The following is a 15,178-nucleotide window of genomic DNA, read 5'->3' on the forward strand; positions in this document are numbered from 1 at the left end:
TCACGGACGGTGGTCGGGTGTGCCGGGTACGGCCGTGCGGATCGCGTCGAGGCTCGCCGGGTTGACGAGCGTGGACAGATCGCCGGGCTCCTCGCCGGTGACCAGGGCGCGGACCAGGCGCCGCATCACCTTGCCGTTGCGGGTCCTGGGCAGCTCGGGCACGGCGACGACCCGGCCGGGCCGGAACGCGGGTCCCAGCGCGGCGGCGACCCGCTCGCGGATCCGCTCGGCGTCCGCCGCGTCGAGGGTCCGGCCGGGCGCGGGAACCGTGAAGCACCACAGGGCCTCGCCCGAGACGGGGTGCGGTATCCCGACGGCGGCGGCCTCGGCGACGGCCCGGTCGCCGAGGACGGCGTCCTCCACTTCGGCGGGTCCGAGGCGCTTGCCGGCCACCTTCATGACGTCGTCGAGCCGGCCGTGCACGAACCACTCGTCCCCCGACCGCGACACCAGATCCCCGTGGGACCAGCGCCCCGGCCTGCGCCCGAAGTAGGCATCGGCGAACCGCTCCCGCGCCTGCCACAGCCCCCGGGTCATCCCCGGCCACGAACGCCGTACGACCAGCTCCCCGAGCCGCCCCTCGTCCACCTCGGCACCGGCCTCGTCCTCGATGACCGCGTCGATGCCGAGACACGGTCCCGCGAAGCCGCACGGCGACTGGGGCACGGTGGGCGCGGAGGCGAGCAGGGAGCCGCCGACCTCGGTGCCGCCGCAGATGTTGATCACCGGGCAGCGTTTGCCGCCGAACTCGGCGGAGTACCAGCGCCACGCCTCCTCGGTCCACGGCTCCCCCGTCGAGCCGAGGACCCGCACGGAGGGAGGCGCGGCCGGATGCCGTGAGCCACGTGCCATCAGCATCCGGGACAGACTGGGCGAGCTGCCGAAGACGGTGACCTCGTGCTCGTCGAGCAGCCGCCACAGGCGGGTCACGTCCGGGTGGTCGATCGCCCCCTCGTACGCCAGGACACAGGCACCGGCGAGGGTGGCACCGATCGCGACGAGCGGGAACATGATCCAGCCCGGATCGGTCACCCAGAACACCACGTCACCCGGCCGGAGATCGAGGTGGTAGCGGGTCTCGCTGCCGACCTGTGCGGGGAAGCCGCCGTGCGTGTGGACCGCGCCCTTGGGGCGGCCGGTGGTGCCGGAGGTGTGCAGCAGGAGGAAGGGGGCGGTCGCGGAGAGGGATTCGGTTCCGACGGGTTCGGCGGCGGCCAGCCGCTCCCAGCCGCCCGATCCGTCGGCCACGACGACGAGTTGACGTACGCTCGGCGCCCCGGCCATGGCCGTGCGCGCCACCGCCTCCAGGTCGTACCGGCGTCCGCGCCGGAGGGTGGAGCGTGCGGTCACCAGCACCCGGGCGCCGGCGTCGACGAGCCGGAGCGCGATCGCCTCGGCGCCGAAGCCGGAGAAGAGCGGCACGAGGATCGCGCCGATCCGCGCGCAGGCGAAGAGCAGGACGAAGGCATGGGGACCGGAGGGCAGACAGCAGGCCACCCGGTCCCCTCTCCCCACCCCGAGCTCACGCAGCCCGCCGGCCACCCGGGCGCTGTATGCGGCGACCTCCTCGTACGAGAGGGTCCCGAGCGTCCCGTCCTCGCGTTCCCAGCGCAGGGCGGGCGCCTGCCCGCGGCCCTGCCGGAGGTGGCGTTCCAGGCAGGAGTCGACGAGGTTGGTGCGCCCGCCCGGGAACCACCGGGTGAACGCGATGCCGCCCGAGTCGTCGTACATACGCTGCGGGCGCACATGCCAGACGATGCCGATGTCCGGCAGGGCCCGCTCCCAGAACCACTCGGGGTCGGCCGCGGACCGGGCCTGGAGTGCGCGGTAACCGCCGTCGACGCCGTGCCGGCGGCAGAAGGCGGCGATGTTGCCGTGCTCGGTGAACTCCGGTGTCGGGTACCAGGCGTACGCGTTCATCGGGCCCCGTTCTCGATCAACGCGGCGATGGCCTGGCCGCCGCCGATGCACAGGGCGATCACGCCGAACCGGCCGCCGGTGCGGCGCAGTTCGTGGGCCGCCTTGAGCAGCAGCACCGTGCCGGTGGCGCCGATGGGATGGCCGAGGGCGATGGCCCCGCCGTTGGGGTTGACCCGGTCCGGGTCGAGTTTGAGGGTGTCCATCACGGCCAGTACCTGGGCCGCGAACGCCTCGTTGAGCTCGATCACGTCGATGTCGTCGAGGGTGAGGTCGTGGCGCTGGAGCAGAGCGCGGATCGCGTCGGCGGGGGCGACACCCATGATCTCCGGCTCCAGCGCGGTGACGACCGCGTCGAGCAGCCGGCACAGCGGGGCGGCGCCGCGCTCCAGGTCGCCGGCGCGCATCAGCAGCACGGCGGCGGCGCCGTCGTTGATGCCCGCGGAGTTGCCGGCGGTGATCGTGCCGTCCTGCGCGAAGACGGTGGGCAGGGCGGCGAGCTTCTCCACCGTCGTGCCGGGCCGGGGATGTTCGTCGCGCTCGACGATGCCGTCCGGGGTGGCGACGGGCACGATCTGCGCGTCGAACCGCCCCGCCGCCACAGCCGCGGCCGCCCGGCGCTGGCTCTCGGCGGCCCAGCGGTCCTGACGTTCACGGGAGATGCCGTACCGGCCTGCGACCACCTCGCCGGTCATGCCCATCGGGTAGTGGCCGAAGGGGTCGGTGACCAGGGAGACAGTGCCGTCGATGGCCGGTTCTCCGGGCAGTTCGTCGCGGGCGCGTTCGCTGTAGTCGAGCCGCGGCTGACGGGTCATCGACTCGTTGCCGCCCGCCACGATCACGTCGGCGACACCGAGGGCGAGGCTCTGCGCGGCCGACCAGACCGCCTGGAGTCCGGATCCGCACAGCCGGTTGACGTTGTGGGCGGTGACCCGCACGGGCAGGCCCGCGCTCAGCGTGGCACGCCGGGCGTTGAACGCCTCGGGGCCGACCTGGCCCACACAGCCGAGGACGACCTCGTCGACGGCGCCGAGCTGCAGCCCGGCACGGACGACGGCCTCGCGGATGACAAGGGCGCCGAGCCGGTGGGCGGGGGCCGAGCTCAGCGCGCCCTGGTACCGGCCGATCGGGGTGCGGGCCCCGTTCAGGACGGCGATGTCTAAAGGCTTCGGGGACATCGGTTTCACTCCTCGGGACTCGTGCGGGTGAGCGCCGGGTGCAGGGTCCGGGCGTCCCGGTCGGGGCGGATCAGCAGCGCGGCGAGCAGGGCGCCGCCGATCAGCAGGCAGGCGGCCAGGTCGAAGGCCCGGCCGTAGCCGACGGTCTCGTTCGGCGCGGCGTCGATGATCCGGCCGGTGACGTAGGGAGCGAGCAGGCTGGAGAGGGCGGCGAGGGCGTACGACAGTCCGAGGGCGGCGCTGCGCCGGGCGGGCGGACAGATGTCGGCGATCGCCGCGTTGGTGAGCGGGGTCTGGCCGTTGCCCGCGGAGAACGCCAGCACGAGCAGCGGCAGCAGGAGGGCGGCGGGACCGGCCCGGGTCGCGAGCAGCAGACAGAGCCCGGCCAGCAGCGGCAGCAGCGCGCCGAGCAGCCCCTGCGCGACCCGGGCGGTCACCCCCCTCCGCAGCAGCCGGTGCGCGACGGCGCCGGCGGTGAGGACCAGGACGGCCATCGACAGGGCGGGCAGACCGACGATCGCACCGACCTCCGCGTCACTGAACCCCGCCTGCTCCTCCAGATAGAGCGGCAGCCAGGCGAAGCCCAGGGCGAGCGTCCACATGACGGCGAACGTGGAGAGGGTGGCGCCGAGCCAGGTGCCGGTGGTGATGATGCGCCAGAAGGGGACGCGGGGGCTTTCTGACAATGCGTCAACTGGGCGTGGGGGTGGGGGGTGTGGTGCGTCGGGTGGTGGTGTGGGAGCGGTTGACGGAGCGTCGGCGAGTGGTGCGGGCCGGAGATCGGCGGTGCGTCGGGCGGGCACGGTGGACGGTGCGGAGCCGCGAGCGACGGTGCGTGGATCAGCGTCCGCGGACGCGCAGCCGCCGGCGACGGCGGGCGGATCGCCCTCCGCCAGCGCACAGCCGCGGCCGACGGCCGGCGGATCGTCGTCCGTGGCTGCCGGGCCGAGCCGTGCTGTGTACGGCCCGCCACCGCCCAGTCGCAGCCACGCGGCCGTCCACACGACTCCCACGGCCCCGAGCAGTCCGAACACGGCGCGCCAGCCGAGGGTGTCGCTGACCAGGATGACCAGTGGCGCGGCCAGCACGGTGCCGCCCGCGCCGCCGGCGACGACGACGGCCGAGGGAAGGGCGCGCCGTTTTTCCGGGAACCAGGTGAACGCGGTGTAGTTGGCGAGCGGATAGCCCGGCCCCTCACCCGCCCCGAGCACCACCCGGGTGGCGACGAGCGCGCCGAATCCGGCGGCGGGGAGGAGGATCGGCAGCTGAGCCGCCGCCCACACGAGGGCGAGCACGGCGAGCAGGGGCCGGGGGTGGATGCGGTCGCCCAGGAAGCCGACCGAGACGGCGGAGAGGCTGAAGAGCAGATAGAAGCTGCTGGCGATGGTGCCGAACTCGGTGGCGGTGAGCCCGAGATCGTCCTTGATGGGCCCCGCGGTCAGCCCGAGGACGGCCTTGTCGGCGGCGTTGATCACGATGAACAGGGCCAGCAGGACGAGGACGGTCCGGGCGCGGGGCCCGGTGCCGTCGGACGCGGCGGGCTCGGTGTGGGCCTCAATGGTCATGCCCGGGCCGGCCCTTCGTCGTGCCGGTCGAAGAGGAACTTCATCCGGGCCCCCTTTGCCCCGAACAGACCCCCATGCTCCGAACAGAGCTCGGCGGAACGGAACAGGTCCGTTCCGTCTGGCCGGGAACGTACACCCGCCCGGAACGGAACGCAACCGTTCCGTCCGGTGTTAACCTCCCGCAGTGGACTCGACCAGGGACTCGACCGGCAAAAGCGCACTGGACCCCCGCAGGCCCACCGGCTCCGCGATGCTCCGGGAGTCGGTGACGGAGACGATCCGGCGGGCGGTGTTCGAGGAGCTGGCCGAGACCGGGTACGCCCGGATGTCGATGGAGGCCGTCACCCGCCGGGCCCGCGTCGGCAAGGCCGCCCTCTACCGCCGCTGGCCCACCAAGGAGGCCATGGTGGTGGAACTGGTCTCCGAGGCCGCCGCCGCCCACCTGCCGACGACGGCCGACTCCGGTTCGCTCCTCGCCGACGTCGAGCGCTTCGTCCGCGACACGATGGCCGACCTGCGCCATCCCCTGGTCGGCCGGATCGTCCCGGACCTCGTCGCCGAGTCGGCCCGCAACCCGTCCCTTCGCGACGCGCTGCACAAGGCGGTCCTCGCGCCCCGGCGTGTCGCGGTGACGACCGTCCTGCGGCAGGCGGTGGACCGCGGTGAGCTGCCGGCGGACATCGACATGGGCCTGGCCGTCGATCTCTTCGGCGCCCCGCTGTACTTCAGGATGCTGGCGGTCGGCGGCCCCACCGACGACGCCTACGTCACCCGCCTCACCCACGCCGTGCTGGCGGCCCTCGCCGCGAGCCGCTGACCTGCGCCCCCGGGCGGCGTTTTTGTCACGCGCATGCGTAGACGCGCCGTACGGCAAGCACCTACGGTCTCCGGGCAGCCAAGCCCTGGAGTGCCGGATGCGCCGTAGCTCCTCGCCCCTCGCCCTGCTCCTGCTGGGCCTGGGCGTCTTCCTGCTGGTCCTCGCGCCCATGCTCGCGTGGTACGTCAAGCCGCGCGCGGCGGTGAACCCGGTCGACATCGATGTGACCGCGGTCTACACCGGCACGGGCAGCTACTTCGACGTCGACGAGGCCGAGACGCTGCGCGAGAAGCGGATCACGGTCACGCAGCGGGTGCGCGGCGACGTCGGTGACAGCGAACGCAGCGGCCGGGCGGTGTGGGACGTGGTCACCACGGTCGACACGGACAAGTCGCTGCCGGCCGCCGATCCGCATGACGCGCTGGACTTCTCCACCGCCCGCTGGGTCACCGACCGCCGGACCAACCGGCCGGCGCACTGCTGCCGGGAGCAGCCGTACCACGAGGGCGAGGCCTACCTGAAGTTCCCCTTCGACGTGCAGAAACGCCCGTACCGCTGGTGGGACAGCCAGCTCGGCGGGGCGGTCACCCTCTCCTACCGGGGCACCGAGAAGATCCGCGGCTACCAGGGGTACGTCTTCACGGGCACCGTTCCGCCGACAAAGATCGGCACCCGTCAGGTCCCGGGGGCCCTGGTCGGCCGGCCCGAGGCGGCGCAGGTGTTCGCCGAGGAGTGGTACTCCAACCACGGCATCAAGCTGGTCGTCGACCAGGCCACCGGCCGTGTCCTCTCCGCCCAGTTGGGCCCCCGCCAGACCCTGCGCGCACCGGGCGGCACAAAGGATGCCGTGGTGCTCCTGGATGTGCCGAAGCTGAGCCACACGCCGGCCACGCAGGAGTTCGCGGTCGGCAAGGCCGAGGAGGACAGCGTGCGGCTGCGTGCGGTCGGGCGGACCGTGCCGATCGGTGCGGCCGCGGCGGGGTTCGTCCTCGCGGCCGCGGGGGGTGTGCTGCTCGTACGCGGGCGGGCGCGTCCCGAGGACGGGTGACGCGCGCGCCTCCAGGGGCCCGAGATCGACGTGGTCAGGCGCCGCAGGAGCGCAGGAACTTCCGGGTGCGGACCGCGATCGGCAGGGGCTTGTCCGGCTCGCAGGGGTACATGTCCTGCTCGACGATCGCGAACAGTTCGACGCCGAGCCCCTGCGCCGCAGCCAGTACCGGCTCCAACTCCGGTACGCCGGACGGGGGTTCGCACATCACCCCGCGCTGCACGGCCGGCCCGAACGGCACCCCGCCCGCGACGACGTCGGCGAGGATCTCCGGGTCGACCTGCTTGAGGTGCAGGTAGCCGATGCGTTCGCCGTACGTCTCGATCAGCTTGACGCTGTCACCGCCGCAGTAGGCGTAGTGCCCGGTGTCCAGGCAGAGGTTGACCAGCGCCGAGTCGGTGGAGTCGAGGAAGCGCTCGACGTGCGCCTCGGTGTCGATGTGGGTGTCGGCGTGCGGGTGGACGACGATGTCGAGGCCGTAGGTCTCCTTGACCTCGTGGCCGAGGCGTTCCATGCCCTTGGTCAGGTGGGCCCACTGCTCGGCCGTGAGCTCCGGCGGCTCCAGGATCTCGGCGGTCTTGTCGTCGCGCCAGAACGACGGGATGACGACGAGGTGCCGGGCGCCCATGGCCCGGGTGAGCGCGGCGACCTGGCTGACGTGCTCCCAGGTGGACTCCCAGACGGACGGCCCGCGGTGCAGGCCGGTGAAGACCGTGCCCGCCGACACCTTCAGGCCGCGCTTGTCGATCTCGTCGGTGAGCCGGGCCGGGTCGGTCGGCAGATAGCCGTACGGGCCCAGCTCGATCCAGGAGTAGCCCGCCTCGGCGACCTCGTCCAGGAAGCGTTCCCAGGGCACCTGCTGAGGGTCGTCGGGGAACCAGACGCCCCAGGAGTCCGGCGCCGAGCCCACCCGGATACGGTCGAGGGAAGGGGCGGTTGCCATGTCAGGAGGTCCCTTCGGGAGAAGCGGGTGATGCCTTCGCGGGCGTGGTGAGGTCTTCCTCTTCCGGAAGCTCCTCGACGTCGACGCCGCGGACCTGGGCCAGTTCGTGCTTGAGGGCGGCGAGTTCGGCGCCGCCGGCCATGTGGTTGGTCAGCTCCTCGAGGCCGATCTCGCTGCGGTCGGCGCTGAGTTCGAGGGTGCCGAGGCGCAGGACGCTGAAGTGGTCGCCGACCATGTAGGCGTGGTGGGGGTTGTGGGTGATGAAGATGACGCCGAGTCCGCGGTCGCGGGCGGCGGCGATGTACTTCAGGACCACGCCGGACTGCTTGACGCCCAGGGCGGCGGTGGGCTCGTCCAGGATGAGGACGCGGGCGCCGAAGTAGACGGCGCGGGCGATGGCCACGCACTGGCGCTGGCCGCCGGAGAGTGTGCCGATGGGCTGCTCCAGGTCGTCGAGGACGATGCCCATGTTGCGCAGTTCCTCGTCGGCGGTCTTCTTCATGCGCTCGATGTCGAGGCGGCGGATCGGCCAGGGGCCCTTGGTCATCTCGGAGCCGAGGAAGAAGTTGCGCCACACCGGCATCAGGGGCACGGTCGCCAGGTCCTGGTAGACGGTGGCGATGCCCCGGTCGAGGGCCTCGCGCGGGGTGGTGAAGCGGACCGGTTCTCCGTCGACGAGGAACTCGCCCTCCGTGTGCTGGTGCAGCCCGGAGATGATCTTGATCAGGGTGGACTTGCCGGCGCCGTTGTCGCCGAGGACGCAGGTCACCTTGCCCGGGTGAACGGCGAGGTCGACGCCGTGCAGGGCACGGATGTTGCCGTAGGACTTCCCGGCGCCGCGCAGTTCGACGATCGGCCGGTCCTGCTCGGGGACGGCGTCCTTCAGGACGGCTCCGTGGGTGCCGGTTCCGTTGGCGTTGGTCATTGCGTCACCTCCGGGTCGCCGTGCGACGGACCCACAGATTGATGAGGACGGCCCCGAGCAGCATCACACCGAGGAAGGCCTTGAACCAGTCGGGGTTCCACCCGGCGTAGACGATGCCCTGGTTCACCATGCCGAACATGAAGGCGCCGAAGACCGGGCCGATGGCGGAGCCGTAGCCGCCGGTGAGCAGACAGCCGCCGATCACCGCCGCGGCGATGAAGATCAGCTCCTGGCCGACGCCCTCGCCGGACTGGACGGTGTTGAAGGAGAACAGCTGGTGCATGCCGACGAACCAGGCGCCGAAGCCGACCAGCATGAACAGCGTGATCTTGGTGAAGGTCACCGGAACACCGACCGCGCGGGCACTCTCCTTGTTGCCGCCGACCGCGAAGATCCAGTTGCCGTACTTGGTGCGCAGCAGCACCCAGGTGGCCAGGGCCGCGAAGACCAGCCACCACACGACGGTGATCTTCACCTGGACGCCACCGACGTCGAAGGACGAGGCGAAGATCGCGCGGGCCTGGTCGAAGCCGTCCATGTCGCTGATGTCGTCGGTCGCGACGTTGCCGGTGACCAGCTTGGTGACCGCGAGGTTCACGCCCTGCAGGATCAGGAAGGTGCCCAGCGTGACCAGGAAGCTCGGCAACCCCGTTTTCACCAGCATCCAGCCGTTGAACGCACCGATGCCGAGCGACACCACGAGCGCGACGATCACGCCCATCCAGACGTTCAGCGTCAGCTGGTAGCTGAGCATGCTCGCGGTCAGCGCCGAGGTGATCACGGCGACACCGGCCGACAGGTCGAACTCGCCGCCGATCATCAGCAGCGCGACGGGCAGCGCCATGATCCCGATGGTCGACGCCTGGTACAGGATCGTGGCCATCGACGAGCCCTGGCGGACCGAGGGCGCCGCGATCAGGAAGAAGACGAACACCGCGACGGCGCCGAGGAAGACACCGACCTCGGGCCGGGCGAGCAGCCGCAGCGCCAGGGGGCGCTGCCGGGTCCGTCCGTCGGACTGCTTGGGGCCGGGGGCCGGCGGTGTGGTCACCGCCGGCGCAGCCTGCTGGGTCATGCTGATCACCGGGTGCCCTTCGCGGCGAACTCGGCGATCCGCTCGACGTTGGACTTGTCGACGAACGCCGGGCCGGTCAGCACCGGCTGCTCACCGCCGCCGCTGTAGTTGCCGTTGTTCTTGTAGAGCCACAGGGAGTCGACCGCGAGGTAGCCCTGGAGGTAGGGCTGCTGGTCGACGGCGAACTGGATGTCGCCGCTCTCGATGGCGCTGGTGAGCTCCTTGTTGAGGTCGAACGTGGCGACCTTGGCCTTGCTGCCCGCCTCGGACACCGACTGCACCGCGGTGAGCGCGAAGGGGGCGCCGAGCGTGACGACGTAGTCGAGGGAGCTGTCCTGCTTCAGCTTGGCGGTGATCGTCGACTTCACGGACGGCATGTCGGTGCCGTTGACGTTCAGGGTGTCCGTGGTGCCCGAGAACGTCTTCTTCACCCCGTCGCAGCGCTGGGTGAGGCCGATGTTGCCCTGCTCCTGGATGACACAGACGGCCTTCTTCGCGCCGACCTCGTTGAGCCGCTTGCCCAGCGCCTCACCGGCCACGGTCTCGTCCTGGCCGAAGAACTCCAGCAGGCCGAGGTCCTTCCAGTCGCTCACCCCGGAGTTGAGTCCGACCACGGGTATGCCGGCCGCCTCCGCCTTGCCGATGACGCTCTTGAGGGCGTCCGGCTTGGCGAGGGTGACGGCTATACCGTCGACGTTCTGGTCGATGGCGTTCTGCACCAGGGTGGCCTGGTTGCCGGCGTTGGGGTCGGCGGAGTAGAGGAGCTCGATGTTGTCCTTGGCGGCGGCGGCCTCGGCGCCCTTGCGCACGATGTCCCAGAAGGTGTCGCCGGACGCCTGGTGGGTGACGAGCGCGACCGTCATCCGGGGCGTGGTGGCCTTGCCTGCCGAGGCACCGTCCGCTCCCTCCTCGGCCTTCTTGCCGCCGGAGCTGCTGGAGCAGCCGGCGAGCACCAGGGCCGCCGCCGCTGCCACGGCCAGGGCGGGGATGATTCTGCGAGAGCGGTCCATCTTTCCTGCACCTCACTGTGCGACCGGGGGAAAGGCTGTGTTGGGACCGGATCCAACTCCCTTGGCGCCACCACTGTCAATACTTTGTTAAGACATCATTTCACAAACAGGTCAGAATGTAAGTACAAAGTGCTACGGTGGGCTGCGGGAGGGATGCCATGCCCAGCACTGACTCCGGACTCGCCGCCGTACGCTTCACAGTCGATCGCACCAGCCCCGTACCCCTCTATCACCAGCTTGCACAGCAGTTGGAGGCGGCCATCGAGCGCGGGGTGCTCGCCCCTGGCGACCGCCTCGGCAACGAGGTCGACCTGTCCGTACGTCTCGGACTGTCCCGGCCCACGGTCCGCCAGGCCATCCAGTCCCTGGTCGACAAGGGTCTGCTGGTCCGCCGCCGGGGCGTCGGCACCCAGGTCGTCCACAGCCAGGTCAAGCGCCCGTTGAAGCTCAGCAGCCTCTACGACGACCTGGAGGCGGCGGGCCAGAACCCCACCACGCGTGTGTTGCGGGCCGAGTCCGTGCCGGCCCCACCCGACGTCGCGGCCACCCTCGGCGTCACCGGGGACAGCGAGGTCACCGTCCTGGAGCGGCTCCGCTGCACCCACGGCCGGCCGGTGGCCTTCCTCGTCAACTACGTGCCCACGGACCTGCTGCACCTGAACACCGAGGCCCTCGAATCCACCGGCCTGTACCGCATGATGCGCTCCGCCGGCATCACCCTGCACAGCGCCCGCCAGTCCATCGGCGCCCGCTGCGCCACCGCCGAGGAGGCCGCGCTCCTTCAGGAGCGGGAGGGCGCCGCGCTCCTGACCATGCAACGCACGGCCTACGACGACACGGGCCGGGCCGTCGAGTACGGGACGCACATCTACCGCGCGTCCCGGTACGCGTTCGACTTCCAGTTGCTGGTACGACCCTGACGTCAGTACGCCGCGTCGAGTCGGGCCCGTTGCTCCACCGACAGTTCCAGGTCCACGGCGGCGAGGTTCTCCTCCAGCTGGGCCACCGACGACGCCCCCGCGAGCGGAACGACGGGCAGTTCCCCGCCCATCTGCCAGGCCAGCACCACCTGGTTGACGCTCGCCCCGGTCTCCCGCGCCACCTCACGCAGCACGGCCAGCCGGGCCGGCGTTCCGGGGTGGTCGTAGTCGGGCGGCAGCGGCTTGTCCGCCCGTCCGTACGCCCCGCCCAGCAGCGGTGAGTAGGCGACCAGCGTCAGCGCGGGCTCGGAGCGCAGATAGCCGAGGAGTTCGGCACCGGCATGGCCGAGGCTGCCGTCGGGGAAGAGGTCGCTGGGCATGTCGAAGCGGGGCCGCAGATGACTGTGCTGGTACTGGAGCACCTCGTAGCCGGGCAGCCCGGCCGCGGCAGCCAGGGCACGGGCCCGCTCCACCCGCCAGATCGCCTGGTTGCTGACCCCGAGCAGACCGACGGTGCCCTCCGCGACCAGTGCGGCGAACCCCTCGACGGTCTCCTGGAGGGGAACCCTGTGATCGTCGATGTGCGCGTACAGGAGGTCCAGTTTCTGCACGCCGAGCCGTTCCCGGCTGCGCTCGGCCGACTCGCGGATCACCTTCGCCGACAGGCCCTCCGCGTTGTCGGTGTAGCTGGTGCCGGGAGCGAGCGGGCGGGCGCCGAGCTTGGTGGCGATGACGACCTCGTCGCCGATACCTCGGCTGCGCCGCCACCGGCCGAGCAGTTCCTCGCTGTGGCCGCCCTGGCTGCCGTCGGTCCAGAACGCGTAGTTGTCCGAGGTGTCGATGAAGTTCCCGCCGGCCTCGACATAGCGGTCGAGAACGGCGAAGGAGGTCTGCTCGTCCGTGAGCGAGCCGAACAGCATCGCGCCGAGCGCGAGCACGCTGACCTCGCGGCGGTGGTGCGGATCAGTGCCGATGGTGCGGTATTTCATGGTGGTCCCTCCCGTTCGGCCCGCTTGTCCGGGCACGAACGGGAGTCTTCAGTTTGAAGCGCACTTCAGGTCAAGGCCTACGATGGACCGCAGCTTCGAACCGCATGTCCAGCGGAACGCTCAGGCGGCCGGCCGCGACAGGGTGCTGCCCGCCTGGGCGCGCGTGGCCTCGACCGCTTCCCAGTCCTCGGTGCTGAGGTTGGCGAGTGCGGCCGGGAAGACGCCGTCCTGCTCCTTGAGGATGTGGTCGCGCAGCACGGCCATCACGTCCATCGCGTCCATCAGCCGGTCCGGCCAGGTCGGGTCCGAGGGCGTCGCACCGTCGGCGGCCTCGGCCGGCACCGACTCGATCCGGCGGTGCTCGGCCTCCAGGGGCGGCGTGCCTGCCCCTGCGGCTCCCGCGGAACAACGGCTGCGATCTGCCGTTCTCGCGCCCCAAAGGGGTAGGGCCGGTCGACCCTACCCCCTCGCCGCGACCGCGGGGACGATGGACTGATGCTCCAGAACGACGCCTTTCGCGCACTCGACCGGCAGGAGTGCCTGCGCCTGCTCGCCAAGGTGCCGGTCGGCCGCGTGGTCTACACCTGACAGGCACTGCCCGCGGTCCTCCCTGTCAACTTCGCCCTCGACACGGATGCCTCCGTCCTGCTGCGCACCTCACCGGACTCGGACCTCGTACACGCCATCGACGGCGTCGTGGTCGCCTTCGAGGTGGACGAGTTCGACGCGGCGACCCGGTCCGGCTGGAGCGTGGTCGTCACCGGTCCGGCCACCGTGGTGACCGACCCCGCCGAGCACGAGCGGCTGTCCCAAGCCGGCCCCGTTTCCTGGATGCCCCTGCGGCACCCGGTGTTCGTACGGATCGAGTCCGAGATGGTCACCGGACGCGAGCTCAGGGGAACGCGCGGCACGCAGTGAGGCCCGCCCGGCAGGCAGTGGGAGGAGTCTCTGGCTACGGCCCCGTGACGGTCCCCGGCCTGGGGTGTGCGGACGCACGGGGCGTGTGGCCGACCTCCCGGCCGTACCCGAGTCCAGGGCGGGCACTGTCCCTGCGGACAGGGGCGAGACCGATTCTTCGCAGGCGTGGTGCGGGTCAGGTGGCAGAGGCGGGGCCGGGTGGCAGGTGGACGGTCATGATCAGGTGGCAGGTCTGGGTGCCGGTGCCGCGGTAGGTGTGGGGAGCGTCGCCGTCGAAGGTGGCGGTCTGTCCGGCTTCGACCGGGTGCTCGGTGCCGTCGACGATCAGCGTCATCCGTCCGGCGGTGACGCTGACGGTTTCGACGACGCCGGCCTGGTGGGGGTGGCTGGGGTACTCCTCGCCGGGTTCCAGTTTCCAGCGCCAGACCTCGGTCGGGGCCGGGCCTGAGGTCGTCAGCATGAGCCGGGCTTCGCTGCCCTGCTCTCCGGTCCACAGCGGCATCACGGAGTCGGCGGACACGACGCGGACGCGCCCTTCGGTCCGCCCTTCCATCAGGGCGGAGACCGAGATGCCGAGGGTATCGGCCAGCCGGACCAGGGTGGCGAAGTTCGGGTTGCCCTGCGCCTTCTCCAGTGCGACCAGGGCGCCCTTGCTGACCTTGGCGCGTCGGCCGAGTTCGTCCAGGGACAGGCCGGCGCGGTTGCGGGCTGCCTTGACGTTGTGGGCGAGCGTCCGCAGGGCGGCCTCGGTCTCGGCCATCCGATCACCCTCCTCGGGAGTGGACCACTTCAATGCACCGTCCGGTCGTTTGGTTGACTATCCCCGGTCGGTCCGTTGTACGGTTCAGTCGTTCCATTGAGATAGTAAGGGATACACCGTGATCGCTCTGCTGCTGGCCCTGGGCAGTTCCCTGGCCTACGGTTGCGCCGACTTCCTCGGCGGCCTCGGCGCCCGCAAGGCGCATGTGCTGCGCACCGTGATGATCGCCGCCCCGGCCTCTCTCGCGGTCGAGCTGCTGCTGTGGCCGTTCCTCGGCGCCTCGTTCAGTGCCGAGACCCTGGGTTGGGGCGCCGCGTCCGGTGTCGCGTCGGCCGCCGCGTTCGCCCTGCTCTACCGCACCCTGGCCATCGGTCCGATGAACGTGCTCTCGCCGGTGACCGCGCTGGTGTCCGCCGTGCTGCCGGTCGGCGTGGGCCTGCTGCAGGGCGAGCACTTCGGCCTGACCGGACTGGTGGGCCTGCCGCTCGCGCTGATGGCGGTGGTACTGGTCAGCGCCGGACACGGCGCCGGAAGGGCACGTCCCTCGCGCATCGCGCTGCTGCTGGCCTTCGGCGCCGGCGCCGCGATCGCCCTCCAGCTGATCTTCCTGCACCAGGCGCCGTCCGACAGTGGCGTCGGCCCGCTGATCATCGGCCGGGCCGTCTCCTCCGCCGTCACCCTGACCGCAGCCGGACTGCTGCACCGCAGGCTCGGCCCCGAGCGGCCCGCCTACGCGATGTCCGCCACCGCCGGTGTGCTGGACTCGGTGGCGAACCTGCTGTTCCTGCTCGCCGCCCGCAGCGGCGACCTCGCCGTGGTCGCCGTCATCACCGCCCTCTACCCGGCCGGCACCGTCCTGCTCGCCCGCAGCGTGCTCGCCGAACGCATCCACCGCGGCCAGCTCGTCGGCCTCGGCACCGCCGCCGTCGCCGTCAGCCTCCTCGCCCTCACCTGACGCCGGGCCCGCCGCCACCCGCCGCAGCGCCGACCGCGCAAGGAGCAGCGTGCGCCAGCAGCTTCGCTTCCTAATGCCGTTGTCAAGCAGCTGCAGTCGCTGGAGGTGCGACTTGATAGCACCGTCGGTCACGGATCAGGGCCCACAGAACGTTGACG

At 71.4% G+C, this 15,178-nt stretch carries 14 protein-coding genes and 1 pseudogene; 5 read left to right on the forward strand and 10 right to left on the reverse strand.

What is annotated here, in order from left to right:
* From ACFVJQ_RS27385 to ACFVJQ_RS27395, 3 genes are read right to left on the reverse strand one after another with little or no spacing between them, the layout of a single operon-like run.
* Complete coding sequence (locus tag ACFVJQ_RS27385; protein WP_385787831.1) at positions 1 to 1,920, reverse strand: AMP-binding protein; 1,920 nt, start codon at positions 1,918 to 1,920, stop codon at positions 1 to 3.
* Positions 1,917 to 3,095, reverse strand: coding sequence for a thiolase family protein (locus tag ACFVJQ_RS27390; RefSeq protein WP_385787834.1), 1,179 nt, complete (start codon positions 3,093 to 3,095; stop codon positions 1,917 to 1,919). The genes ACFVJQ_RS27385 and ACFVJQ_RS27390 overlap by 4 nt, the downstream gene beginning before the upstream one ends.
* A 5-nt stretch (positions 3,096 to 3,100) precedes the next feature.
* The gene (locus ACFVJQ_RS27395; protein ID WP_385787837.1) at positions 3,101 to 4,660 is read right to left on the reverse strand and encodes an MFS transporter; all 1,560 of its coding nucleotides are present in this window, start codon (positions 4,658 to 4,660) and stop codon (positions 3,101 to 3,103) included.
* Between the two features lie 184 nt (positions 4,661 to 4,844).
* Here ACFVJQ_RS27395 and ACFVJQ_RS27400 point away from each other — a divergent pair, with 184 nt between their 5' ends.
* The gene (locus ACFVJQ_RS27400) at positions 4,845 to 5,477 is read left to right on the forward strand and encodes a TetR/AcrR family transcriptional regulator (protein ID WP_385787839.1); all 633 of its coding nucleotides are present in this window, start codon (positions 4,845 to 4,847) and stop codon (positions 5,475 to 5,477) included.
* A gap of 97 nt (positions 5,478 to 5,574) precedes the next feature.
* Positions 5,575 to 6,525, forward strand: coding sequence for a DUF3068 domain-containing protein (locus ACFVJQ_RS27405; protein WP_385516428.1), 951 nt, complete (start codon positions 5,575 to 5,577; stop codon positions 6,523 to 6,525).
* Between the two features lie 34 nt (positions 6,526 to 6,559).
* Here ACFVJQ_RS27405 and ACFVJQ_RS27410 read toward each other — a convergent pair whose 3' ends face one another.
* The 4 genes from ACFVJQ_RS27410 to ACFVJQ_RS27425 are packed head-to-tail and all read right to left on the reverse strand — an operon-like array spanning position 6,560 to position 10,478.
* Positions 6,560 to 7,468, reverse strand: coding sequence for a sugar phosphate isomerase/epimerase family protein (locus ACFVJQ_RS27410; RefSeq protein WP_385516430.1), 909 nt, complete (start codon positions 7,466 to 7,468; stop codon positions 6,560 to 6,562).
* Between the two features lies 1 nt (position 7,469).
* Positions 7,470 to 8,393: an ATP-binding cassette domain-containing protein gene (locus ACFVJQ_RS27415; protein ID WP_385516432.1), complete on the reverse strand. Its 924-nt coding sequence runs from the start codon at positions 8,391 to 8,393 to the stop codon at positions 7,470 to 7,472.
* A gap of 4 nt (positions 8,394 to 8,397) precedes the next feature.
* Positions 8,398 to 9,474: an ABC transporter permease gene (locus ACFVJQ_RS27420; protein WP_385516448.1), complete on the reverse strand. Its 1,077-nt coding sequence runs from the start codon at positions 9,472 to 9,474 to the stop codon at positions 8,398 to 8,400.
* Entirely contained in the window at positions 9,474 to 10,478 is a 1,005-nt protein-coding gene (locus ACFVJQ_RS27425) for a sugar ABC transporter substrate-binding protein (RefSeq protein ID WP_385516434.1), read from the reverse strand. Before ACFVJQ_RS27425 ends, ACFVJQ_RS27420 begins: the two co-directional genes overlap by 1 nt.
* A 158-nt stretch (positions 10,479 to 10,636) precedes the next feature.
* Between ACFVJQ_RS27425 and ACFVJQ_RS27430 the strand changes: the two genes are divergently transcribed.
* Complete coding sequence (locus ACFVJQ_RS27430) at positions 10,637 to 11,398, forward strand: GntR family transcriptional regulator (protein ID WP_385516436.1); 762 nt, start codon at positions 10,637 to 10,639, stop codon at positions 11,396 to 11,398.
* A 2-nt stretch (positions 11,399 to 11,400) separates the two neighbouring features.
* Here ACFVJQ_RS27430 and ACFVJQ_RS27435 read toward each other — a convergent pair whose 3' ends face one another.
* Both ACFVJQ_RS27435 and ACFVJQ_RS27440 read right to left on the reverse strand, forming a co-directional pair.
* Complete coding sequence (locus tag ACFVJQ_RS27435; protein WP_385516438.1) at positions 11,401 to 12,387, reverse strand: aldo/keto reductase; 987 nt, start codon at positions 12,385 to 12,387, stop codon at positions 11,401 to 11,403.
* 120 nt (positions 12,388 to 12,507) lie between these two features.
* A complete protein-coding gene (locus tag ACFVJQ_RS27440) occupies positions 12,508 to 12,729 on the reverse strand; it encodes a hypothetical protein (protein ID WP_385516439.1) in 222 nt (73 codons plus the stop codon).
* Positions 12,730 to 12,882: 153 nt separating this feature from the next.
* Here ACFVJQ_RS27440 and ACFVJQ_RS27445 point away from each other — a divergent pair.
* Positions 12,883 to 13,305: pseudogene (locus ACFVJQ_RS27445) on the forward strand (pyridoxamine 5'-phosphate oxidase family protein).
* A gap of 175 nt (positions 13,306 to 13,480) precedes the next feature.
* On the opposite strand, the gene ACFVJQ_RS27450 reads toward ACFVJQ_RS27445, so the two are convergent.
* On the reverse strand, positions 13,481 to 14,065 hold the full coding sequence (locus ACFVJQ_RS27450; protein ID WP_385787847.1) for a helix-turn-helix domain-containing protein: 585 nt from the start codon (positions 14,063 to 14,065) through the stop codon (positions 13,481 to 13,483).
* A gap of 118 nt (positions 14,066 to 14,183) precedes the next feature.
* On the opposite strand from ACFVJQ_RS27450, the gene ACFVJQ_RS27455 reads away from it, so the two are divergent.
* Positions 14,184 to 15,020, forward strand: coding sequence for an EamA family transporter (locus tag ACFVJQ_RS27455; protein ID WP_385787850.1), 837 nt, complete (start codon positions 14,184 to 14,186; stop codon positions 15,018 to 15,020).
* Positions 15,021 to 15,178: the final 158 nt, after the last annotated feature.

Source organism: Streptomyces sp. NPDC127197 (assembly GCF_042672405.1).
GTDB classification, from domain to species: Bacteria; Actinomycetota; Actinomycetes; order Streptomycetales; family Streptomycetaceae; genus Streptomyces; species Streptomyces flavusporus.